The sequence below is a fragment of the Bacillus sp. D48C genome, from assembly GCF_053345735.1.
On record NZ_JBKFAQ010000016.1, the window covers coordinates 22532 to 45685 of the forward strand.

The following is a 23154-nucleotide window of genomic DNA, read 5'->3' on the forward strand; positions in this document are numbered from 1 at the left end:
AATTAGCCCCATTCTTTATTACTCTTTAAAACTAAAAACAGTACGAATAAACCTGACATGATAGTAAACACATCCGAAGCTTGTACTCCCTGTTCACCTTTTTCTTCTTTCTTGTCTTTTGATTCTTCTTTTTGTTCTTTCTTTTTAGAGGCAACTTGTTTGTTATTTTTCTCTTTTTGGTCCTTCGCCTTATGTACTTCCTTGTTGTCTTCGAACGGCTCTTTTATGACGTAAGTAAATTCCTCTTTCTCTTTCAACGGTTCTTTTATAAACTTATTTACTTCCTCATCTTGCTTCGGAATTTGAACAACTGGTAATTTTTCTTCTGGAAGCGGGTTTTTGACTTTCAAATCCTCTTGCTTCTCATTTTCTTTCTTATCTTCTAATTCATTTTCTAGTTTATTATCTAATTTATCTTCTTTCTCTTTCTCTTCTATCTTTTTGTCATCTTCGTTTTTTGGCGCCAAAATAGAAATGGTATATTCACTTTCCTCAACAAGTTTATTACCTGCTGCATCTATTATCTCTACATGTAATTCGTATGGCCCAGCTGGCAATTCTTCTGTTATTTCAAATATTTTTTGCCAATCCATATCATACTTGTTGTAGTCTAATAAAAACGAAAGCTCTTTATTTTCTTTCCCTTTTAATGTAACGCGCACTTCTTTTACAGCCGATTCTATATCTGACGCTTTTACTCGTATATGTATAGAATCTCCCTGTTTTCGTTCAACTAAGTTCTCTTTTACTTCATCAATTGTAACTTTCTGTAACTTTGGCAATTCTTTATCTATAGTTGGCGTTTCATTTTTAATACGAATGAGCGGGACTTTCACTTCATTTTTTACGATTTCTTCTTTCTCATTCTCTTTGTAACTTTGAACGAGCTGGAGATTCCAATCACCTTGCAAATCAAAATCCTCTGCTTTATAGTTAGCAACCCAGCTCTTCGTTTCTTCATCATACTCAAAAGATAGTATTCTTTCTTGCGCATATTGCTCGCCATTTTTTTGTAACTGCAATATACCTTTCATGCTTTGAATGTTTTTCCCATTTGGTTCTACAGCAATTCGCACTTCTTCGCCAACTTTAAGCTCCGGCTTATCTACTGTAACAATTCCTTGTTCCGTTTCTATCTTTCTTTCACCCAATTGTTTATTTACTACTTCTTGTTGTTCTACTTCTTGTTGTTTTACTTCTTTTTGTTCTACTTCTTTTTGTTTCTCTTCATCTTGCTTCGTTTCCACTTGCTCTGACGATTCTTGAGATTCCTTATTTTCTTCTTGTACATTCACTTCATTTATTTTTTGATCTGACTCAATTTGTTCCTCAGCCTGACTTTGCAAGGGGAAGAACAAGCATACATGTATGCATAGCCAACTCATTAGAAAAAACTTTACGTTTTTCATCTACTAGTTCAAACTCCTATTTCAATGCCTTATAGTGATTTCGTCACTTTTACTCCGAAAAATCCATCTACATTTACAAGTTCACCATACGCCACTAATACATCATTTACATAAATACGAATCGGTTCATCAATATCCTCATCTAGTACAACTGCTTCATTTTCTTGTAAACTTAATATATCTTGAATTGTTTTCACTGTACTTCCAAATACAAATTTCACGTTCATTTCTACATTTTGTAGAATGGACGTGTCCATATATACTGGCTCCATTTGTTTTACTTCTTTAAATTCAATAGGTTGCACAACTGGTTCTACAATTTTTTCTTCTTCAATTTCTTCTGTTGCAATCTCTTCTTCTTCCACCATTGGATACAGAAGTCGCCTTACCATTTCTTTCGCTTCAGAAATCGGCAAAATTTGATACATTTTCGATTGAAGCAGATCGCCAATTTCAAGATTGAACGTAATTTGAACGAGTTCGTCCACTTCCATTGACTCTCCCAAATACTCCATTTCTTCTTTTAACGTTACAAATTTAACATTTGGCGGCGTCATGTCCATTTTTTCTTGGAACATTTCTGACATCGCCGTAGCAGCGTGCCCCATCATTTGGTTCATAATTTCTTTAATACCGCTCAGTTCTAATTCAGTAAGCTCTTTTTCCGGATCAACTTCCCCTGTTCCCATCATCATTAAATCTACCATTGTTAAGGCGACATCTTTCGTAAATACGAATACATTCTCATTCTTTAGCCCTTCAACAAAGTCAACATTTAAAATAACAAATGGCACTGGTACTCCATCATAATGACGAACATTGATTGCTTCCACATTTGGTGTACTAATTGTAACTGGCTGATTTAAAAGCGTTGACAATACTGTTGAAGCGGAACCAATTGAAATATTTGCAATTTCACCAAGCACATCTTTCTCTTCTTGTGTTAAATGCTCTTTTTCAACTTCTTCTACAATCTCAGTTTCCACTACTTCTGCTGTCTCGTCTTTTTCTTCTACTCCACCAGATAATTGCATTAATTTATTTACCATTTGTTTCGCATGCTCAACAGAAACAATTTGTACAAGTTTAGAGTTTACAAGATTATCTATCTTTAAATCAAACGACACTTTAACAATCGTATGATTTCCATCGATTTCAGAGATTTTCTCCATTTCTTCTGATAACTTTACAACTTTAATCGTCGGCGGAGACATATCTACTGTATCTTGGAAGAATTCCGACATAGATGTAGCTGCGAATCCCATCATTTGATTCATCGCTTCTTGTACAGCACTTAGCTCTAATTCACCAAGTTCTTTTCCGTCCTCCACCTCGCCTGTTCCCATCATCATTAAATCAGCAATAGACAATGCAACATCTTGCTTAAGGACAAGAAGGTTTTCCATATCTAATCCTTTTGTAAAGTGAATGTTTAATACAACATGTGGAACTTCGACATCTCTTGAATCATATAAATCTACCAACTCTATGCGAGGAGCAGTAATGCTTACTTGCCTATTTAAAATTGTTGATAATACAGTCGAAGCTGAACCAAATGATATATTTGCAATTTCGCCAAGAATATCGCATTCTTGAGGCGTTAAATGCTCATTTTCTTTTTCTAGCACAATCGTGCTCGTATCCCCTTTTGTGTGTTGCTCAGGCATTTTCCCTGCCTCCTCATTTCTGTTTTTCTATCAAATGATATAAACTCTCATTTGATTTTAGCAAACTTATTATATAAAACGTTAATATGTATTTATTGCCATTATTAGAGTAGTAACGATTAGTCAAAAAGCTCCCCAATTGTATACAAGTGGGGAGCTTTCCTTCATTCCTATTATAAACCTTCTGGGTTTAAAATGAGGACCACTCGTCCATCACCGAGAATCGTCGCACCAGAGAAATAATTAGAACTCTCTGCAAAGAAGTCACCTAATGACTTTAAGACTATTTCTCTTTGACCGATAATTGTGTTTACAATAAGTCCATAGCTGCGATGTGTATTACGAACAATTAACACAGGAACCATTTGACCATCATATGACGCAAACGCCTCATCTACTGTTTTTTCACCAAATACAGTACTTAAATGTTTCACTTCAATAATTTGATTACGATAATTTAACACATCTTTTCCTTGTAAGGATTGGATGTCTTCTTTCTTAATTCGAATTGCTTCAACTATATTTCCAAGAGGTAAAGCATAACGCTTATCATTCGTTTGAATAAGCATAGATTGAATAATAGACAACGTTAACGGAAGTTCAATTCTAAATGTACTTCCCTTGCCTTCCTCAGAATCAATGATTAAATGTCCACCTAAACTATGAATCGTATGTTTTACAACATCTAATCCGACACCGCGTCCAGAAAGATCTGATACAACTTCAGCTGTACTAAATCCTGGTTGGAAAATAAGATCAAACACTTCACGATCTGTTAATCTATTCGCATCTGCTTCAGTTACAACGCCATTTTTAATCGCTTTTTCTAATACTTTCCCTTTATTAATACCGTTTCCATCATCCGTAATTTGAATAACGACATGATTTCCACTATGAAAAGCTTCTAATTTAATAGTACCTGTCTCATTTTTACCTGCATCACGTCGTTTTTCAACAGTTTCAACACCGTGATCGATTGCATTTCGAATTAAATGAACGAGCGGATCACCGATTTCATCAATAACAATTTTATCTACTTCAGTATCTTCACCTGTAATTTGTAAATCGATTTTTTTCCCTAAATCTTTCGCTAACATACGTACCATACGCGGGAAACGATTGAACACAGTTTCAATTGGCACCATACGCATATTTAATAGTACATTTTGAATATCTTTTGAAATATCGCCTAATCGATTTAAATGTTCAATTAGTTCCTTGTTTTGAATCGTTTGAGCCAATTCATCAATGCGCCCACGTTCAATTACACTTTCTTCAAACATATTCATTAATCTTTCAATTTTCTCTAATTGAACACGAATTGAACGATTCTCCACTTTAGCATTTTTCGTTTTTGTAGTACTTTTAGCTGGCTGATTCGTTGCCACTATCGGTGATTCTACCTGCGTAGCCACAGCTGGTTGTAGCGTTTCTTCTACTTGCACAACTTCTTGTGTAACGACTTTTTTAGAAGCTACTTCCCTCGATATAGGTTCTCCTTGCTTTACTTCCACTTTCTCAATTTCAGAAACATGAAGTACTACTTGTTTCAATTCTTCTATACTACAATCCGTATCCATAAATACTGTAAATTCAAATCCGAAAGCATCTGCTTCAATTTCTTCAATACTCGGAGCTGTTTTTTGTATATTCCCCACATTTTGTAATGCTTCAATACACATAATGGCACGTACTGCTTTTAAAATTGCTTGCTGTTCAACTGTTATATGCACTGCATGCGAAACTGCATCATCGTTGTCTATATGATTTTGCTCTATATGTTCCGTAGTAGTTTCTACATTACCGTTCAATAATGCTTCTAATTTCTGTTTAGTTGAGACTACATCAATATTGCCCATTCCACCTTGTTGCACATCTGCAACCATCTTCTCCAAATTATCAATGCACTCAAAAATCACATCAATAATATCCGCATTTACAACTATATTCCCATGACGAATTTCATCTAACACATTTTCCATCTTATGTGTTAAATCAGCCATCTCCGTAAATTCCATACTCGCAGACATACCTTTGAATGTATGAGCGGAGCGGAATATTTCTCCTACAACATCCATATCAGCAGGATTTTGCTCTAACACTAGCACATTTTCATTTAGCGACTGTAAATGTTCTTCTGACTCTTCAAAAAATATATTTAATAGATCTGTTTGCATTTTTATCCCCTACCTGTCTAACAAACATTTCATTTATGTATAACAATTTAGTGTTTTATAATGAGAAAAAAGGGGGCCACACGTCGATCCGCTATCACTGTTTTGATTCCTTGTGGCACCCCTTCTATATTAACTATTTGCTACTTTTGTTAAAGCTTCAATTACACGATCCGCTTGGAATGGCTTTACAATAAAGTCTTTTGCCCCGCCCTTAATTGCATCTAATACCATACCTTGTTGTCCCATTGCAGAACAAATAACAACCTTTGCACTTGAATCAATTTTAATAATTTCTTTTAATGCTTCAAGCCCATCCATTTCTGGCATAGTAATATCTAATGTTACAATATCAGGTTGAAGTTCTTTATACTTTTGAATTGCTTCTACCCCATTCTCTGCTTCGCCAATAACTTCAAATTCAGCATTACTTTTTAATAAGTTTTTAATCATCGTTCGCATAAACATCGCATCGTCTACTACTAAAATTTTATGTGCCATTCTTTTTAATTCTCTCCTTCTATGTATAAATATATCTTAATATTTCACCTTATCATTCTCACTCATTATACAAAATAAAATGATAAAATTTAATATTTTTTTAAAAGAATTTTCGTATTTTTATTATTTTATTATTAAAATAATAATATACTACTCTTTTATATAAATAACAACGCGACGGTTTTTTTCCCAGTTTTGCGGTGAATCATTTGGTACAATTGGCTTTGTGTCTGCATATCCTACCGCAGCTAGCCTTTTATCATCCACATTATACACTTCAATTAAATGGTGAATCATATTTGCCGCTCGTGCTGAAGATAACTCCCAATTTGAAGGGAATTTCTCGTTATGAATAGGTCTACTATCTGTATGTCCCTCTACAACAATTGGGTTAGGTACGGATTGAAAAAATCCAACTAATTGACTTATTATCCCTTTCGCTTCGGGCTTAACGTTTGCATCGCCTGTATCAAATATTAAATTATCTACTATAACGACGCTTACCCCTGTATCCTCTCGATATACATTCACTTGACTAATACCGTTATTATCTACATACGCTTTTAACTTCTTATATAATTCATCCATTCTCTTTTTTGAGATCATCTTTTCATCATTTTTTTCATGTGAAATATCCGGTATTGTATTTTCCATTACTTTTGCATCTACTTGCCCCGTATCACTAAACTTTTCAAGCATCTTTGACAATTTTACTGCATCTTGCTTTGATGTAGCAACTAGTAATACAAAGAAAGTTAATAATAACATTGTTAAATCTGTAAAAGTCGTCATCCAACGAGGCGATCCCTTTTGCGGTCCTTTACTCATCATACCACTCCTTGAAATATTAGGCTGCTCCTTTTACCTTTTTTACCTTTGTTTCGTATACGTATGTATCCAGTTTCAACTTTAATTTAGAAGGGATTTGTCCACGATACAATTCTGAAATTGCTTCTATTACAAACTTCTTCTCTGTATATAAATCTTCAATACCACGATATACTTTTTCCGCAAGAGGGATTGCAATCATATTCGCAAGTACGGACCCATATAATGTCGTTAACATCGCAACTGCCATCCCTGTACCAATTTGCGATGTATCTTGTAAGTTTTGGAGCATAATGATAAGACCGATTAACGTACCAATCATTCCCCAAGCTGGAGCAAAATCACCAATTTTATCTAATAATGCTGCTCCTTTTCTTAACTCATACACTTCCGTTTCAATATCTTTCAGTAACACTTCTTTTAATTCATCTTCATCGTAACCGCTTAACATTAATCGAATTCCTTTTTGAATAAAAGGATTGTCTACTTGCTCTCCATCAACCTCTAAAGAAAGCAAGCCATGCTTTTTAGACTTTTTCGAAAAATCGACAAACAAATCCGTTAACTGTTCTAAATCTTCTTCTCTTCTATGTAAAACAGTAAAAATGCTTTTCGTATATTTTTTTATTTCTCCAAATCGATATGCCACAACAATTGTCGCTGTTGTTCCCCCTATGACAATTAAAATAGATGAAACATCTAAAAAGTTTTTAAAAGCTTTTATTCCACCGCCGCCAAGCATAATTGCTGCTATCACTATAATGAACCCTACTATAATGCCCACTGGGCTAGAAATATCAAACTTCCTTTTTCTTCTTTGTGGTCTAGCTAATACTTGATTTTTCTCTCCCATATTTCTGCCCTTTCCTTTCCATTTTTATATAACATTTTTTTATTTTAATAATACGTTTTCACATATAACATGTATTATACGCTTATCATCTGTTTATCGCAATATACTCATGAAATTGACACATTTCATTTCTATATTAGAATTATAGTATGGATAAATGAGGAGGATCACGATGGAACACAACATTTTACAAGTCATTGCATTAGCAGAAAAACTAAAATATGAAATGCGACATAGCTGGCTTTCTAACGGACGTCAAGAAAGTGTTGCCGAACATACATGGCGTATGTCTCTAATGGCTATTTTAGTTGAACCTTATTTGGATCAAAAAGTACATATTGAGAAATTACTTAAGATGGTTATTATTCACGACCTAGTCGAAGCCGAAGCTGGTGATATCCCTGCTTTTGATACGATGAATAGTCACGAATTACAACTACAAAAACAAAAAAATGAACTAGAAGCTATTTTAAATATTAAACAAACATTAACAAGTTCTCTCGGTGAGGAATTATATGACTTATGGATGGAGTTTGAAGCGAAAGAAACGTACGAAGCAAAAGTTGCTAATGCACTCGATAAACTTGAGGTGAAAATCCAACATAACGAAGCTGATATTGATACGTGGTTACCAATTGAACATAAAATGACATTCCAAGTAGCAAAGCATACAAACTTTGATTCTTTCCTATCTAAATTACAAAAAATTATTGAACAAGATGGAGAAAAGAAGTTAATTGCTGCCGGTATTGATGTTGAGGCATGCAAGCAATAATGAAATAAGACACTCAACAAGAGTGTCTTATTTCATTATTGTTGATATAGCCTGCTTATAAATAAGCTGTTGTTTTCCATCCACTAATATTAAAACTGTAAATTTATCTACTCCAACAACTTCTCCTACTATTCTAACGCCACTCTTTAAGAAAATTGTAACTGTACCTTTTTCTTCTTTTATTTGTTTATACAATTCTTCCTGTAAATGTTCCAATTACTGTCCTCTCCTTCTCGTGAAACATCTTAATATAAAAAACTATAAATTTTTTATTTATGCACTTTGTCTTTTCCATTCATAAACTTATTAATTAGTATATCTAAATCTCGGCTAAATAACAAAACTTTATCATGATCCAATCCGTGTCTCGCAACAAGTTGAATTAACTCTTTCTTTTTGTTTTCTATTTTATTTTGTAATTGTCCCATCTCCATCTCTATACTAAAACTCCCTTTTCCCATAATATTACTTGTAAAATTATAGTACATATTCTCTCATAAAAAAATAAAAAAATGGTTTTTTTTACAATTTTTTATTTTTTTATGCCTAAATTACGAATCACGTAAAGGTTCATTTACAAATCACTAACATACAATCCTAATGAATCTACAGGCATTTGTCTAATTATAAATGAGACTGGCTCGTTTTCTATACAAAAAACATACTGTATATAGTAGTCCATGAACCATATAGATTAACTTACTAAAAAGGAGGAAAACATATGAGTTATGGTGGAAGTTGCGCTGGTTTCGGCGGTGGATTTGCTTTGCTTATCGTACTATTCATCCTTCTAATCATCATCGGATGTAGCTGTTGGGGTGGCGGCGGATACGGATATTAATATATCCTATCCTTGACAAATGAACTAAAAACTATAGAAAAACAGCTCATATTTGAGCTGTTTTTTTTCATACTTTCGTATGAATTTATATCCCTCTTATTTGCGATTTCAACTAACAAAATATCGTTTAATATGGAATAAGAAACATTTTTCACTGATATAAAAGATCGTTATAAATACATATTACAAACAAAAATTATTTTAACATTAATTCTTGTCGGCATTTCATGGGGCATTATTGGAGGCGCTTATCAGCTACTCCTAACGATCTATACCGAGAGAATTTTCCACACTAACATTGGAATTTTATATACAGTTCAAGGCATTGGGCTTATGATTGGAAGCCTTCTCGTTAATCTTTATATGTCTCATAATAAAGAAAAAATGAAAAAAGTATTCGGTTGAGCCTAATTATTACAAGGAATTTTCTTTCTCGGATTCATTCTATCCGATCAACTTATTATCGGTATCGTTACTTTATTCTGTATGCGCATAGCAGGAGGAATCCTCGTTCCACTTGATACGACATTACTTCAAACTTACACACACGAAAATATGATGGGTAAAGTTTTTTCATTCCATTATTCCGTTTACGGATCTCTTATTCAGTTATCTATGTTTTTTACAGGAGGGCTGTTAGAAATTCTTTCTCCTCAAATAATTGGCAGTTTATTAGCTACATGCTGTATTTTTGTAAATTTTATATGGCTTTTCTTGTTTATCGCGGGGATCTCAGTGAATAATCTAATGATAATCAATAGATTTTAATCCCATTCATTATTTGTTTCCCAATAATAAAATTGCTTAAAAATGTCAGTCTAATTTTTTAGTTAATGATCCTTATATGGCAACACTATTTGAGAAAAAACTAGATATTTATGTTAAAATATAAATAAGTTTGTGAAAGTTTGCACTTAAATAAGAGACTTCAACTAGTTAAACTTGATTAAAGAGGAGGGCTGTTTTGGGTATCACATTCATTTTCATATGTATTATATTAGTGGCTTCTATTCTGCAAGCAAGTACAGGTTTTGGCTTTTCCATAATGGCAACCCCTTTCTTACTTATGTTATTTTTACCACAAGAAGCTATACAAATAAACATTATTTTATCTTTAATTATCTCCATTTCACTCATTTGGAAAATAAGAATGGACGTTGATTTTGTTCTACTGAAAAGGTTTATTTTAGGAAGTATAGTTGGTGTACCTTTTGGTATTTTAATCTTCATTTCCGTTAACATAAACACTTTTAAATTAGCAGTTAGCATCCTACTCTTACTATTAACATTGTTGCTAATATGCAAAATTAAGGTTAGATCAACACAATCTAGAGATTTCATAGTTGGTGGATTATCTGGTCTTTTAACGACAAGTATCGGTATGCCAGGTCCTCCCCTGTTACTTTATTTTACAGGAACTGATACTGAAAAAGAGAAGTTAAGAGCAACTACATTAGCTTTTTATCTGTTTATATATTTCATTAGTCTAGTAACTCAAATACTCTTTACTGGCACAAACAAAACCATTTGGGAATCAAGTTTTTATGCCATCCCAATTTTATTTTTAGGTTTGTTTATAGGTCAAATTATTTTCAAATGGCTTAATCAACGGATTTTTAAAATATTTACGTATATCCTTTTAAGTTGTACGGGTATGTATCTTCTTATTGAAAGTTTGCATTTATTATAGAAGTTGCTTTAGGTTATGCATTAAGAATTAGGTTTCGAATGAAATATCATGATATATTTTTAAACGTGATAATGTAAAAAGCGGCTATTATGCCGCTTTTTACATTATCAAATTGGTCGATATTAAACCAAATGACAGTAAATACATCGTTATAACAATCATCCACATATTGTTTTTCAATAGGGGTACTTAATGATTTATGAATAATGTACAAAATTAATTTTCCATATTGATCAATCACTTCTTTCAAAGCATCTTGATCATGTTTTTTCATAGCTATAATTAAATCCTCTTCAGAATTGAAAATCATAAGCATCTTCCTTCCTCAGTTCCCCTTTAGCAGCTGCTTTTACTTACTATTGGCATTTCATTCTCTTTTTCTATCACTTTTATAAAAAATTATTAATTTTTATTTCTATGTATATGATAACAAACAAAATACCTAAGTTCAGAAAGAATAAAGAACTTTCTGGCCTTAGGTATTTCTCCTTCCAAAAAAGGCAAACCCACATCACAGGTTTGCCTCTTTACTCACTTCTTATTTAAACCTTTTTCACTTAAAAACTCTTTCATATGCATTCTTTTTTCTTTGGACATAAATGAACTCATTGATTCCGTCCACGTTACGTTTTTTTGATTTGATGATCTTTCTTTGTAATACGCGCTCATCGTTTCATCATATTCATTTAGTAATTCATCATATTTCTGTTCATTATATCCATTTTCATGAAGAACTGCTGCTACTGGTAAACGTGGTTTAACTCCATGTTCTTCATCTGGTACACCGACTGTCATTCCGAATACAGGATATACTTTATCCGGTAAATGAAGCAATTCGCTCACTTCTCTCGGATTATTACGAATACCACCAATATAACAAATACCGTAGCCTAATGACTCTGCCGCTAGTGCTAAGTTTTGCGCAAAAAGTGATGCATCTACCGTCGCAACGATAAAGTCTTCTACTCCCTCATGCTTTATCTCTGTACCATGTTTTTCACATGCAATTTCAAGTCGTTTTAAATCTGCACAACAAATAAAAAATGCTGCACAGTCTTTCACATGGCGATTTCCGGATAGCTCTGCTAGTTTAGCTTTTAATTCCTGATCTGTTACATATATAACAGAATACGCCTGTACAAAATGTGATGAAGCTGCATGTTGTGCAGCGTGCACCATCTTTTCTACTACATCTTTCGGAATTGATTCTTCTTTATATTTACGAACTGAAACATGTTGCTCCATCTTATGTATCATCTCATTCATGAAAATCACTCCTTTTTTCTCTTCATAATGAAAAATTAACATACATTTTTCATTATTCACAACTTATAAGCACAAAAAGAGCAATTCTTTTTGAATTGCTCTTTTTTAAAACGTTTATCAATACGGTAAATGAAATTATACTTATCTTATTACGCCGTTTTCAAAACTTTAATACCTCTGACGATATTCCAAATAAAGTAATAAATTCCTACAAGAATGAACACTGCATATGTGATAATCATTCCAATTCCAGCACCGTCAGATTGATCGAAACCTAAACCGTACATTCCTGATACTGCTAGTCCTCCAAATAAGATTGCGTATGGGAAAACATGTGACCAAAATGCTTTTTTCGCATGATACTTCACTTCATCTTCTGCAACAAAGTACACGATAATTGGTAGTAAAAATGGTGCAAAAAATATACTAAAGTAACATAACGAAGATAAAATATTATTTCCTTTCATCCGATTCACCTCTAAATAGTTTTTGTTACCTTCATTATGTCAGGAAACCATTCTAGAAACTATCGCTTTACCTTTCACGAACGTGACATATTTGTAAGATTTCCCTCTAAAATAATCCCGCCTGAAATTTCAGGCAGGATTATTTTCTCTATATTCGATTCATAAACCAATATTGTGTAATTGCTAAATATTCACGTACATTCGATGGAATGATGATTGGTTTCGGTGTTTTTGCCGGAAGACCTTCTAATTGTAAACCTTGTTTGGCCGCTATTTTTTTCGCTCTAAACATATGAAAATCGTTTGTTACGATCATACCTTTTTTCATATCGGCTGGTATTAACGGTTTTGAGAATGTAATGTTCTCATCTGTGCTCGTAGATTTGTCCTCCATTATAATACGGTCTTCTGCGATGTTTTGTTTTATTAATCCTTGTTTCATTGCTAATGCTTCTGAAATGTCTTCACCTTTTCCTTGTCCGCCAGATACAATAGCAATTGTTTTCTCATGTGATTTTAAATATTCAGCTGCTTTATCAATACGATATTGCAATGAATAAGATGGTTTCGTCCCATTTACTTTCGATCCTAGTACAATTATGTAGTCAGCATCGTAGGTTGCATTCATATGCCCATGCTTATAAATGTGATATTGTAAAAAACCCATATACACGGCGCAAATCATTATGACAACTAAAATGCACTTCATTATTTTCTTCTTTCTCATATTCATATACTCCTATTTTCTTTTACTTCCTTCATGATAATATCCATTTATTTGTTTGTATACAGACAGATTTCAATAAACCCTAATTTATCCTCTAAAAGGTAATATTTATATTACTTTCGGGAATAGTAAGTACAACTTTACACGAAGGAGTGTCTCTATTGCTTCTCTTTTTATGTAACGTGTCGTTCTTTTTTATCTTATTTTTACTATCGCTTAAGTTACTCGGTAAATCCGCGTTAGCACAACTAACTCCTCATGATTTTGGGGCTATAATTTTTTTATCTTATTTAGCTTTCCAGGCCATACCCGTCTCTGGTGCTTTACAAGCATTTCTCGGTATGGTTGTTATCACATGTTTACATTTACTCCTTACAAAATTAAGCCTATTTAACAAACTAAATCGCTTTATTCTCGGACACCCTATCATTTTAATTAAACATGGTGATATTATTTTTGAGAACTTACAAAAAAGTAGATACCCCATTGCAGAACTCCTTTCTAATCTTCGCGTTGCAGGTTATCCAAGTGTTCATGAAATTGAATACGCTATTTTAGAAGCAAACGGCGCTATTAGTATTTTACCAAAAAGAGAACTTGTACCATTAACTCCAAAAGATTTAAACATAGATGTTAAGTATGCTGGGTTACCAATTGCCCTTATCGTCGATTCACAAATTCAATATGATAACTTAAAGTTAATACATAAAAATGAAAAATGGTTATATAAAGAATTAAAAGAAAAAGGAATTACAAATATTAAAAACGTTGCCTTTGCTTCTGTTCAAGAAACGGATGGATCTTTTGCGATTAGTTTAAAGGAATAAAAAATCCCCTTAATTGCTTAAGGGGATTTTCTTCATCATATCGCTTCTTTCTCTCCTGCCATATTTAATGGAACAGGATGTTTTATACGATTCATCGTAAATACGATAATCGCTGTCATTACTTCCGCAACTGGCATAACGAGCCAAATTCCGTTTATCCCAAATAATTTTGGCATAATCCATAACAATGGAAGAATAAATAGTAATCCTCGGCTCATTATAATAAGTACTGATTTCTTCGTTTGTCGCACTGATTGGAAGTACTCTCCATACACAATGTTATAACCTAAAAATACGTATTGGATAAAGAATAAACTAATACCTGTTAAGGTTAACTCCAATAATTCTGGAGATTGAACATCAAATAAACCAATGATATATTTCCCGAAGAATAATCCGACAATTATCGCAACGCCTCCGAGGACAACTGCAATTTTCACAGCAAACTTCAATCCTTCACGCAATCTTTCTGATAAGTTTGCACCATAATGGAAACTAGCAATTGGTTGCAATGCAGCACCTACACCGAAGAATAGTAGTAATGTCATTGCATGAATACTATTCACCATCGCATAGGAAGCTACTCCTACTTCTCCTGCATATTGGACGAATGCGATATTAAAACCAATCGTTACGATTGCAACCGTACTTTCTGCTGTAAAACTTGGGAAACCAATCACCATAATTTGTTTGACAGTATCCCATTCAAAATGGAATTTCGTCCACTTTAAGATACTACTTTTTCTAAAGAAATGAGTTAATAATACAAGGAAACCAATCGCTGCCGAAAGAATAGTCGCTGAAGCAGCACCTGTTACGCCCCATCCAAAAATAAAAATAAAGATGTAGTCAAACACGATATTTAATACAGCCGTTACAACAAGACCTGCCATCGCTAAATTAGGATTTCCATCATTTCGAATAAATGTACTTAAAATATTTTCTAAAACGTATATCATTCCAAATGTTAATAATACGTGTAAATAGTCTAATGCATACGGTAAAATCACTTCATTTGCACCAAATAAGTATGCTAAATCTTCTATTCTCCATAAGCAAATAGCTGCTAAAACACCTACGATAACAACTGCTACCGTCATTGATTGAGTAAAAATAGACCTTGCTCTCTCTCGTTTATTTTCACCTAATGCAATGGAATATAACGTTGCCCCGCCCATTCCAATCCATAATGAAATAGAGAAGAAAATCGAAAAGGCTGGAATAGCCACGTTCACTCCTGCTAAACCGTTCGCCCCAACTCCTCTACTAATCATAACCGCATCAATTACAATATTCACTGACATTAATACCATTCCGAGGACGGCTGGTATTAAATATGAAATAAATAAGCTTTTTATCGGTTTTTCTCTTAACTTTTCTGTTGCTTCCATACTCTAATATGCTCCTTTTTTTCAACCCTCTTTTCTTAGTTTAAACCTTCAAGTAACTTGAAGGTCAATAGAGAATTAAAAAATAGGTAACTGACTTATATGAATGAATGTAAATTTGTAATCAATTCAAAGGTTTTCATCTTATTTTTTTACTACAGGAATTTGAATTTCTGTTACTTGCTCCTCAGGATCTTCTGTTACAGACCAATCAATCAATCCAATCTCAATCGAATCTCCATGTACTTCGTAACCTTCTTTATCAATGTATGTAAGTAACTCCTTGTACGTTGCATCTGTTTCTTCATATGGTCCATGATGATAAGAACAAGCATATAAACCTTCTTTAATTTCATCTGAAGTATGCACTTCATACGGCATATAATCCAAAAGAATAAATACACTGCTATATGCTTGAAACTCATTTTGCATTAATCCTTTTTTCGCAACAGTTACACCAATATCTCCAGAAAATAAACTATCATCCATTTGCCTCATATTTTTTTGCAACGAATGGATGTAGTACTCAAACATATCATCCGTCGTATTCGGGGCAACCGCAATTGCTGTAATTTTCCGCTGCGGGATCTCTTTAATTACCATTTGTTCAGCTTTTGCTTTTGTTGCTTCCTTAATTAAATGAATTCTATGCTCCATTTTCGCCAAAGCATACTCAATTTCTCTTTGTTTTTTCAACATCATTTCTTGTTGTTTTTCCAGTAAATTGAGTGCGTATGCTGGATTTCTTTCATCAATATATTTTTTAATTTCCTTTAATGGAATGTTTAATTGGCGTAAAAACTTAATCGTATCTAATAGTGAAAATTGATCGATTGTATAATAACGATAATTCGTTTGAGGATCAACAATGGACGGATGAAAAATTCCTTTTTCATCATAATACCTTAATGTAGATTCTGCGATATTATGCATTTTTGCCATTTCTCCAATTGTAAAACGTTTATTTAATAACATCTTTTATTTCCTTCCATTTCTATTTATTTCATTATATGTTCATTTTGTCTTCAAAACAAAAAAGAATTCCCATACGAGAATTCTTTTTTTACTATTAAACCTCTATTATTATAGGAAGAATCATCGGCTTTCGTTTTGTATTTGTATATATATACCTCCCTAACGCTTCTCTTACCTCCCTTTTCAAAATACCCCAGCTATTCACATTCTCTTTCTTTAAATTATTAATTGTAATAACAGCTAATTTATTTAATTCTCTTAAAAATTCTTCTGAATCACGAACATAGACAAATCCACGAGAAATAATATCAGGACCTAAAATTATTTCTCCATCCACTTTATTAAAAGTAATAACTATAACGAGCATTCCATCTTCTGAAAGTTGTTTACGATCACGTAATAATGCATTTCCAACATCTCCAATTCCTAATCCATCTACATATATATTTCCTGCCTGTATTCTTCTAGATTGAATTGCCACTTCATTACTTATATCTACAACATCTCCATTACGTACGATAAAGATATTTTCCTTTTCAATACCAATTGATTCTGCTAACAAACTATGGTGATGTAGCATTCTAAACTCTCCATGAATTGGAATAAAATATTTTGGCTTCATTAATGTAAGCATTAACTTCAACTCTTCTTGATATGCATGACCGGATACATGCACTCCAGTAGAACTACCTGATCCGTAAATCACCTTTGCTCCTAATGAAAATAAATTATCGATAATTCGAGAAACGTTACGTTCATTTCCTGGGATAGGGGTCGCGGCTATAATAACCGTATCTTCTGGTAAAATATCCACTTGTCTATAGTTTCCACTAGCTAAACGCGCTAAAGCTGCCATTGGTTCTCCTTGACTTCCTGTACAAAGTAATGCAACCTGCTTTGGATCTAAACGATTTACCTCATTTGCTTCAATTAACATACCTTCTGGAATATGTAAATAACCTTTCTCTAGAGCAACCTCTACTACATTTACCATACTTCTCCCTAGCAAAGCTAGTTTTCGATTTGTTTTTATACATGCTTCAACTATTTGCTGAACACGATTCACATTAGAAGCAAACGTAGAAATAATTACTTTTCTATTTGCTTTCATAAATATTTCCTCTATCCGTTCTCCTACTGACCTTTCTGATGGAGTAAAACCTGGGCGTTCTGCATTTGTGCTTTCAGATAATAAAGCTAGTACACCTTCAATTCCTATTTTAGCCATTTTATGAATATCAGGATGTTGATTGTTTACTGGTGTTAAATCAAATTTAAAATCACCTGTATGTACTACAGTACCTTCTGGTGTATGAAAAACAATACCGAGACAATCCGGAATACTGTGGTTCGTTTTAAAAAAGGTTGCCTTAATAGAACCACAATCAACTTCTGATTCTGAATGAATAACGATTAATTCCGTATCATTTTGAAGATTGTGTTCCTTTAATTTAATTTCAATTAAACCTAACGTTAACTTTGTTGCATAGATTGGTACATTTAGTTGTTTTAAAAAATATGGTATTCCGCCAATATGGTCCTCATGCCCGTGCGTTACTACTAAACCGCGAATTTTTTCTTTATTTTCTTGCAAATATGTGACGTCTGGAATTATTAAATCAATCCCTAATAAACTTTCATCTGGAAATTTAGACCCACAATCAATGACGACAATATCATTTTCATATTGGATAGCATACATATTTTTTCCTATTTCATTTACTCCACCTAAAGCAACAATAGACAAGTTATTTTTTAATGAATTCAAATGATAAAACCTCCTTTTCACATTTATAATTCGTGAAATAGCATTTAGGCTTTATTATTTGTAATGAAAAAGGACTTCATACTATTTTATACATATAAAATTCACACGCTACTCTTACACCTATATCTCAATAAGACAGCTTCTTCCTCAAAAAGCTCCCATTTTTTCATTGATTTTTTATAAAATCTATTATATATTAATTACAGGTTCAAATTACGAGTTCAAAAGAACTTGTAATCAGACCCTTTTGTTTAATGGGTTTTACATATTTTCATTAGGCAAATTCCGAGAAATCGTATGATAAAACTAAAAATGATGAGGAGAGGATCAGATGGAATTCGAATTTTTCTTTCAAATTGCACTTATTTTATTAAGTACAAAGCTTGCTGGTGATCTTAGTGTTAGATTAGGTCAACCTTCTGTGCTAGGTAAATTAATTGTCGGTATCGTTATCGGCCCAGCTATATTAGGTTGGATTGAAAATTCAGAGCTTCTAACACAATTAAGTAATGTCGGTGTTATTCTTTTAATGTTTATGGCAGGACTTGAAACAGACTTAGATGAATTAAACGCAAATCGCAATTCTTCTTTAGCAGTTGCACTCGGAGGTATCATTCTTCCATTCGTAGGTGGTTACGTTTCCGGTCTTGTTATGGGAATGGAACAAGGAAACGCTGTATTCTTAGGGTTACTTCTATGTGCGACAAGTGTTAGTATTTCCGTTCAAACACTTCGTGATTTAGGTAAAATGAAAACACGTGAGAGTACGACGATGCTTGGAGCCGCTGTATTTGATGATATTCTTGTTGTTATTTTATTAGCATTCGCAATGAGCTTCTTAGGCACTGATGATGTTAACTTAACAATGATTATCTTGAAGAAAGTAGTATTCTTCGCTTCTATTATTTTAATTGGATGGAAAGGTGTACCAGTGATTATGCGTTGGTTATCACCATTGCGCGTATCTGAGTCTATCGTGAGCGCAGCTCTTATCATCTGTTTCTCATTCGCATATTTCGGCGAATTATTAGGAATTGCTGGTATTATTGGTGCTTTCGCTGCTGGTATTGCAATTTCTCAAACAAACTACAAACATGAAGTAGAAAAGAAAGTAGAACCAATTGCTTACGCTATGTTCGTTCCAGTATTCTTCGTTAGTATCGGTATGAATATTACATTTGACGGTATTGGCAATCAAATTTGGTTCATCCTAGCATTAACAGTAATCGCTGTATTAACAAAACTAATTGGTTGTGGTGTTGGTGCACGCATGACTGGATTTGATGCAAAGTCTTCTGCAATTATCGGTTCTGGTATGGTTTCTCGTGGTGAAGTTGCACTTATCATCGCAGGAACAGGACTCTCTTCAGGTCTATTAGCACAAGATTACTTTACAGCAATCGTTATTGTCGTTATTTTAACTACAATGATTACACCACCAATGTTAAAATATACTTTTGGTGCTAAAGATAAAGCAATGAATGAAAGCAAGTAAATAAGTTTACTATAATAAAAGGAGATTGCTATCTTATAAAATAGCAATCTCCTTTTTGTTTTACCCTTAAACAATCTCGTTCTTTTTTAACCATTTTTCAAAAATAATTCGTGCTTCTTCATCATCGATATCATTACTAAATGAATACACCTTAATGCCATAATCATCTATATATTCGCCTAGTTTCATTTCCTCCACTTTCTTATAAAAACCGTCTACCTCATAGTGCGGAAGATAAGCATCCCAAACTGGTTCATTTATTCTTTTGTACGCCGTCACTTCTAAATCATATCCATCTTCATAATATCCGATGTGATAATGTTTGTTCGGATCATATTTCTCCATTAAAAGTCCCCTCCTACTAAACAAAAGCGAGCCTTATATTACAGCTCGCTCCTCTCTCTATTTATTAAATACGTTCCATCGCCGTCTTCAACGTTCCAACAACAAAGGCAATTTCTTCACTTGAAATAATAAGCGGCGGTGCTAATGTTAAGACGTTATTATATCCTGCTGTTGTCATACCGTTGCGTCCTATAATTAAGCCCTTTTCTTTACAAGCATTTACGACACTTGCAATTTTTTCGTTATCAATTGGCTCTTTCGTCTCTTTATCATTTACTAGTTCGATTCCAACTAATAGACCTTTTCCTCTAATATTCCCAACAAGCGGATGTTCTCCAATTTCATCTTTTAGTTGCTCTAATAAAAGGGAGCCCATTTGTGCAGATCGCTCGATCAAATTTTCATTTTCCATAATCTCTAAATTTTTAAGTGCTAATGCACAAGCTGCTGGATTTCCACCAAATGTATTAATATGGCGGAAAAATTCATATTCTCCCTTCCCTTTAAATGCTTCATATATTTCTTTTTTCACAGCTGTTGCAGATAATGGTAAATATGCGCTCGTAATGCCTTTTGCCATCGTAATAATATCTGGCTTCACATCATAATTCATAAATCCAAATGCTTTTCCTGTACGACCGAAGCCGCAAATCACTTCATCACTAATAAGCAAGGCACCGTGTTTTTGACACGTCTCATGAACAGCTTTCATATAGTCTTGTGGTGGCATTAAAATGCCCCCACCTGTAATAATTGGTTCCATAATAAAAGCGGCAATTGTTTCACTTAATTCCCACGTCATAACACGATCGACTTCTTTCACACATTCTACATCATAAATATGCTGCCCTTCAATCTCAGGCATACGGTAACAATCCGGTGGTGTTACATGTAAAAATCCTGAAGCAAACGGCTCATATTGATATCTACGCTGCGCTTGTCCCGTTGCTGCCATTGTCGCCAGTGTATTCCCATGATACCCGCGATAACGTGACATAAATTTATAACGATGTGGTTCACCTTTTTGAGCATAGTATTGCCTCACTATTTTAAAAGCTGTTTCGTTCGCTTCTGAACCACTATTTGAGAAAAAAATAACATACTCTCCCCCAAGCCACTCATTTAACTTTTCAGCAAGCTTTATAGCTGGTTCATGAGATTGTGACATCGGAAAGTATGATAATGTTTGTAATTGCTTATAAGCCGCTTCTGCGAGCTCCTTTCTTCCATATCCACTATTCACACACCAAAGACCACTCATACCATCTAAATATCTTTTTCCTTGTATATCTTCAACCCAGCACCCTTCAGCTTTTGCCCCTACCATTGTACTATTTGGACTAAAGGGACGCATTCCGTGCCAAACATATTGCTCATCTTTTGCTAATAATTCATCAGTTTGCTTCGTTTTCATCATTACTTCCACCTTCCATAACAACTTATTTTTCAAAAAAGCTGCGCTGGTGCCATGATGACTTAAATTTCTCCCTGCTATTTTCATTCCACAAAATTAAGACAAATCCTACTTACAAATCAGTAATATTTACAAGAAAATGACAAAAGAAAAAAGAGCTTTTCTTATCTATCGAAAAGCTCCTCTTTTATTTAATGTGAAGACGCATCACTAATACCGTGACCAGTATTAGATTTCACAAGAATTTCATCAAATTTCGCTGCATCTTCTTTCTTACTAGATAAAACAGTTCCTAAATATGCTGCAAGAAATCCGAGCGGAATTGAAATAATTCCTGGTGTCGTATATGGGAATATCGCTTCCCCAACAAAAATAGCTTTTCCAGCTACAGGGTTCCAAACATTCGGACTCAACGCTACGAGAACAATTGCTGATACGAGCCCTACAATCATACCGGAAATAGCACCCGTTGTATTAAAACGCTTCCAATATATTGTAAATAAAATCACTGGTAGATTTGCACTCGCTGCAACTGCAAATGCTAATGATACTAAAAATGCTACGTTTAATGTTTGGGCAAATAATGCAAGTATGATAGATAGTATCGCTACTCCAATAGATGCATACCGAGCCATAGATACTTGCTCTTTTTCTGTTGATTTCCCTTTGCGAATGATCTCATTATAAAAATCATGAGCGAATGCTGATGCTGCCGTTAATACGAGACCTGCCACTACAGCCAAAATTGTTGCAAAAGCAATTGCTGATACGAAAGCAAATAAGAAATCTCCACCTAACGCTTTTGCTAATAAAGGTGCCGCCATATTACCAGCTGGGTTCGCTTTAATAATCGCTTCATTTCCTACAAAAGCCGCCGCACCAAATCCTAAGAAAATCGTCATAATATAAAATGCACCAATTAACCACGTCGCATATACGACAGATTGACGTGCAGTTTTTGCATCACGTACTGTAAAAAAGCGGACAAGTATATGTGGTAATCCAGCTGTACCAAGTACTAGTCCTAAATTTAAAGAAAGTGTATCAAGACCATCCTTATACTTTACACCTGGATTTAAAAATGAATCTTTTAATGGTGTAGCTGTTTTCATTTGAGCGAACATTTCAGTCACGCTGAAGTTGAATTTTGCGAAAACGATAACAGAAATAATAAACGTACCAGCCATAAGTAATACAGCCTTTACAATTTGTACCCAGCTCGTTGCTGTCATACCACCAAAAATAACATACACCGTCATAAGTGTTCCAACGATTAATACAGATGTCGTATATTCAATTCCTAATAATAATTTAATAAGTGCACCCGCGCCAACTAATTGTGCAATCATATAAAAGATAGAAATCGTCATCGTATTAAGAGCTGCGACTCCGCGAACTTTTTTCGCATCAAAGCGTGCTGCAATCATATCCGCCAAAGTGTACTTTCCTAAATTTCTAAGCGGTTCTGCAACAAGATATAGTACAACTAAATAAGCAACTAAAAAACCGATACTATAAAAGAATCCATCAAACCCAGTTAATGCGATTGCTCCGGCTATACCAAGAAATGAAGCAGCAGACATATAATCTCCAGCAATGGCCAGACCATTTTGCCAACCAGTTAATCCCCCTCCAGCCGTATAAAATTCACTCGCATTTTTCGTTTTTTTCGATGCAAAATAGGTTATGACAAGCGTACCAAGAACAATAATTAAAAATAGTGCAAACGCAGTAGTATTCAAGT

At 33.9% G+C, this 23154-nt stretch carries 23 protein-coding genes and 1 pseudogene; 6 read left to right on the forward strand and 18 right to left on the reverse strand.

Going from position 1 to position 23154, the window contains the following annotated elements; all coding sequences use genetic code 11:
- Window positions 1-2: 2 nt before the first annotated feature.
- The 6 genes from ACLBXA_RS26270 to ACLBXA_RS26295 all read right to left on the reverse strand — a co-directional run bounded on the left by ACLBXA_RS26270 (window position 3) and on the right by ACLBXA_RS26295 (window position 7432).
- Window positions 3-1409: a transglycosylase gene (locus ACLBXA_RS26270; RefSeq protein WP_098900514.1), complete on the reverse strand. Its 1407-nt coding sequence runs from the start codon at window positions 1407-1409 to the stop codon at window positions 3-5.
- Window positions 1410-1438: 29 nt separating this feature from the next.
- On the reverse strand, window positions 1439-3076 hold the full coding sequence (locus ACLBXA_RS26275) for a flagellar motor switch protein (protein ID WP_001115006.1): 1638 nt from the start codon (window positions 3074-3076) through the stop codon (window positions 1439-1441).
- Between the two features lie 173 nt (window positions 3077-3249).
- Window positions 3250-5253 carry a chemotaxis protein CheA gene (locus ACLBXA_RS26280; protein ID WP_001192626.1) on the reverse strand — a complete coding sequence of 668 codons (2004 nt, stop codon included), beginning with the start codon at window positions 5251-5253 and terminating at the stop codon, window positions 3250-3252.
- A gap of 129 nt (window positions 5254-5382) precedes the next feature.
- Entirely contained in the window at window positions 5383-5751 is a 369-nt protein-coding gene (locus ACLBXA_RS26285; protein WP_000940568.1) for a response regulator, read from the reverse strand.
- Between the two features lie 150 nt (window positions 5752-5901).
- Window positions 5902-6579, reverse strand: a complete 678-nt coding sequence (locus tag ACLBXA_RS26290; RefSeq protein ID WP_000033627.1) for an OmpA family protein — start codon at window positions 6577-6579, stop codon at window positions 5902-5904.
- Window positions 6580-6598: 19 nt separating this feature from the next.
- A complete protein-coding gene (locus ACLBXA_RS26295) occupies window positions 6599-7432 on the reverse strand; it encodes a flagellar motor protein MotP (protein ID WP_000504191.1) in 834 nt (277 codons plus the stop codon).
- A gap of 172 nt (window positions 7433-7604) precedes the next feature.
- On the opposite strand from ACLBXA_RS26295, the gene ACLBXA_RS26300 reads away from it, so the two are divergent.
- The gene (locus ACLBXA_RS26300) at window positions 7605-8207 is read left to right on the forward strand and encodes an HD domain-containing protein (protein ID WP_447617591.1); all 603 of its coding nucleotides are present in this window, start codon (window positions 7605-7607) and stop codon (window positions 8205-8207) included.
- A gap of 27 nt (window positions 8208-8234) precedes the next feature.
- On the opposite strand, the gene hfq is transcribed toward ACLBXA_RS26300, so the two are convergent.
- Window positions 8235-8423 carry an RNA chaperone Hfq gene (gene hfq, locus ACLBXA_RS26305; RefSeq protein WP_000400665.1) on the reverse strand — a complete coding sequence of 63 codons (189 nt, stop codon included), beginning with the start codon at window positions 8421-8423 and terminating at the stop codon, window positions 8235-8237.
- A gap of 53 nt (window positions 8424-8476) precedes the next feature.
- A complete protein-coding gene (locus ACLBXA_RS26310; RefSeq protein ID WP_000291690.1) occupies window positions 8477-8695 on the reverse strand; it encodes an aspartyl-phosphate phosphatase Spo0E family protein in 219 nt (72 codons plus the stop codon).
- Between the two features lie 233 nt (window positions 8696-8928).
- On the opposite strand from ACLBXA_RS26310, the gene ACLBXA_RS26315 reads away from it, so the two are divergent.
- The 3 genes and pseudogenes from ACLBXA_RS26315 to ACLBXA_RS26325 all read left to right on the forward strand — a co-directional run bounded on the left by ACLBXA_RS26315 (window position 8929) and on the right by ACLBXA_RS26325 (window position 10738).
- Window positions 8929-9048 carry a YjcZ family sporulation protein gene (locus ACLBXA_RS26315; protein WP_000120179.1) on the forward strand — a complete coding sequence of 40 codons (120 nt, stop codon included), beginning with the start codon at window positions 8929-8931 and terminating at the stop codon, window positions 9046-9048.
- 141 nt (window positions 9049-9189) lie between these two features.
- A pseudogene (locus tag ACLBXA_RS26320) lies at window positions 9190-9816 on the forward strand (MFS transporter); the annotation flags it as partial.
- 196 nt (window positions 9817-10012) lie between these two features.
- The gene (locus ACLBXA_RS26325; RefSeq protein WP_000513086.1) at window positions 10013-10738 is read left to right on the forward strand and encodes a sulfite exporter TauE/SafE family protein; all 726 of its coding nucleotides are present in this window, start codon (window positions 10013-10015) and stop codon (window positions 10736-10738) included.
- A 46-nt stretch (window positions 10739-10784) separates the two neighbouring features.
- On the opposite strand, the gene ACLBXA_RS26330 is transcribed toward ACLBXA_RS26325, so the two are convergent.
- From ACLBXA_RS26330 to ACLBXA_RS26345, 4 genes are all read right to left on the reverse strand, one after another.
- Window positions 10785-11048, reverse strand: coding sequence for a hypothetical protein (locus tag ACLBXA_RS26330; RefSeq protein WP_015945739.1), 264 nt, complete (start codon window positions 11046-11048; stop codon window positions 10785-10787).
- 221 nt (window positions 11049-11269) lie between these two features.
- Complete coding sequence (gene nfsA, locus ACLBXA_RS26335; protein WP_001004528.1) at window positions 11270-12004, reverse strand: oxygen-insensitive NADPH nitroreductase; 735 nt, start codon at window positions 12002-12004, stop codon at window positions 11270-11272.
- 149 nt (window positions 12005-12153) lie between these two features.
- Window positions 12154-12471, reverse strand: a complete 318-nt coding sequence (locus tag ACLBXA_RS26340; RefSeq protein WP_000678054.1) for a DUF4870 domain-containing protein — start codon at window positions 12469-12471, stop codon at window positions 12154-12156.
- 148 nt (window positions 12472-12619) lie between these two features.
- Window positions 12620-13198, reverse strand: coding sequence for a YdcF family protein (locus tag ACLBXA_RS26345; protein ID WP_001227671.1), 579 nt, complete (start codon window positions 13196-13198; stop codon window positions 12620-12622).
- Window positions 13199-13359: 161 nt separating this feature from the next.
- Between ACLBXA_RS26345 and ACLBXA_RS26350 the strand changes: the two genes are divergently transcribed.
- Entirely contained in the window at window positions 13360-14025 is a 666-nt protein-coding gene (locus ACLBXA_RS26350; protein WP_000923923.1) for a DUF421 domain-containing protein, read from the forward strand.
- 35 nt (window positions 14026-14060) lie between these two features.
- Here ACLBXA_RS26350 and ACLBXA_RS26355 read toward each other — a convergent pair whose 3' ends face one another.
- From ACLBXA_RS26355 to ACLBXA_RS26365, 3 genes are all read right to left on the reverse strand, one after another.
- Complete coding sequence (locus ACLBXA_RS26355; RefSeq protein WP_000388401.1) at window positions 14061-15416, reverse strand: MATE family efflux transporter; 1356 nt, start codon at window positions 15414-15416, stop codon at window positions 14061-14063.
- Between the two features lie 141 nt (window positions 15417-15557).
- Window positions 15558-16388, reverse strand: a complete 831-nt coding sequence (locus ACLBXA_RS26360; RefSeq protein WP_081143590.1) for a MerR family transcriptional regulator — start codon at window positions 16386-16388, stop codon at window positions 15558-15560.
- Between the two features lie 94 nt (window positions 16389-16482).
- Window positions 16483-18156 carry a ribonuclease J gene (locus ACLBXA_RS26365; RefSeq protein ID WP_447617592.1) on the reverse strand — a complete coding sequence of 558 codons (1674 nt, stop codon included), beginning with the start codon at window positions 18154-18156 and terminating at the stop codon, window positions 16483-16485.
- 331 nt (window positions 18157-18487) lie between these two features.
- Between ACLBXA_RS26365 and ACLBXA_RS26370 the strand changes: the two genes are divergently transcribed.
- Complete coding sequence (locus tag ACLBXA_RS26370) at window positions 18488-19651, forward strand: cation:proton antiporter (RefSeq protein WP_000393875.1); 1164 nt, start codon at window positions 18488-18490, stop codon at window positions 19649-19651.
- A gap of 66 nt (window positions 19652-19717) precedes the next feature.
- Here ACLBXA_RS26370 and ACLBXA_RS26375 read toward each other — a convergent pair whose 3' ends face one another.
- The 3 genes from ACLBXA_RS26375 to ACLBXA_RS26385 form a co-directional block, all read right to left on the reverse strand.
- Window positions 19718-19996, reverse strand: a complete 279-nt coding sequence (locus ACLBXA_RS26375) for a DUF3986 family protein (RefSeq protein ID WP_000417071.1) — start codon at window positions 19994-19996, stop codon at window positions 19718-19720.
- A 64-nt stretch (window positions 19997-20060) separates the two neighbouring features.
- Entirely contained in the window at window positions 20061-21410 is a 1350-nt protein-coding gene (locus tag ACLBXA_RS26380; protein ID WP_447617593.1) for an aminotransferase, read from the reverse strand.
- 191 nt (window positions 21411-21601) lie between these two features.
- Window positions 21602-23152 (reverse strand): solute symporter family protein, encoded by a 1551-nt coding sequence (locus tag ACLBXA_RS26385; RefSeq protein ID WP_001098235.1) that lies wholly within the window; start codon window positions 23150-23152, stop codon window positions 21602-21604.
- Between the last annotated feature and the right edge of the window lie 2 nt (window positions 23153-23154).

Coding starts and splice junctions, on each gene's coding strand:
- ACLBXA_RS26270 (WP_098900514.1), bottom strand. CDS start 1,409: ATGAAAAACGTAAAGTTTTTTCTAATGAGTTGGCTATGCATACATGTA.
- ACLBXA_RS26275 (WP_001115006.1), bottom strand. CDS start 3,076: ATGCCTGAGCAACACACAAAAGGGGATACGAGCACGATTGTGCTAGAA.
- ACLBXA_RS26280 (WP_001192626.1), bottom strand. CDS start 5,253: ATGCAAACAGATCTATTAAATATATTTTTTGAAGAGTCAGAAGAACAT.
- ACLBXA_RS26285 (WP_000940568.1), bottom strand. CDS start 5,751: ATGGCACATAAAATTTTAGTAGTAGACGATGCGATGTTTATGCGAACG.
- ACLBXA_RS26290 (WP_000033627.1), bottom strand. CDS start 6,579: ATGAGTAAAGGACCGCAAAAGGGATCGCCTCGTTGGATGACGACTTTT.
- ACLBXA_RS26295 (WP_000504191.1), bottom strand. CDS start 7,432: ATGGGAGAGAAAAATCAAGTATTAGCTAGACCACAAAGAAGAAAAAGG.
- ACLBXA_RS26300 (WP_447617591.1), top strand. CDS start 7,605: ATGGAACACAACATTTTACAAGTCATTGCATTAGCAGAAAAACTAAAA.
- ACLBXA_RS26310 (WP_000291690.1), bottom strand. CDS start 8,695: ATGTACTATAATTTTACAAGTAATATTATGGGAAAAGGGAGTTTTAGT.
- ACLBXA_RS26315 (WP_000120179.1), top strand. CDS start 8,929: ATGAGTTATGGTGGAAGTTGCGCTGGTTTCGGCGGTGGATTTGCTTTG.
- ACLBXA_RS26330 (WP_015945739.1), bottom strand. CDS start 11,048: ATGATTTTCAATTCTGAAGAGGATTTAATTATAGCTATGAAAAAACAT.
- nfsA (WP_001004528.1), bottom strand. CDS start 12,004: ATGAATGAGATGATACATAAGATGGAGCAACATGTTTCAGTTCGTAAA.
- ACLBXA_RS26340 (WP_000678054.1), bottom strand. CDS start 12,471: ATGAAAGGAAATAATATTTTATCTTCGTTATGTTACTTTAGTATATTT.
- ACLBXA_RS26345 (WP_001227671.1), bottom strand. CDS start 13,198: ATGAGAAAGAAGAAAATAATGAAGTGCATTTTAGTTGTCATAATGATT.
- ACLBXA_RS26355 (WP_000388401.1), bottom strand. CDS start 15,416: ATGGAAGCAACAGAAAAGTTAAGAGAAAAACCGATAAAAAGCTTATTT.
- ACLBXA_RS26360 (WP_081143590.1), bottom strand. CDS start 16,388: ATGTTATTAAATAAACGTTTTACAATTGGAGAAATGGCAAAAATGCAT.
- ACLBXA_RS26370 (WP_000393875.1), top strand. CDS start 18,488: ATGGAATTCGAATTTTTCTTTCAAATTGCACTTATTTTATTAAGTACA.
- ACLBXA_RS26375 (WP_000417071.1), bottom strand. CDS start 19,996: ATGGAGAAATATGATCCGAACAAACATTATCACATCGGATATTATGAA.
- ACLBXA_RS26380 (WP_447617593.1), bottom strand. CDS start 21,410: ATGAAAACGAAGCAAACTGATGAATTATTAGCAAAAGATGAGCAATAT.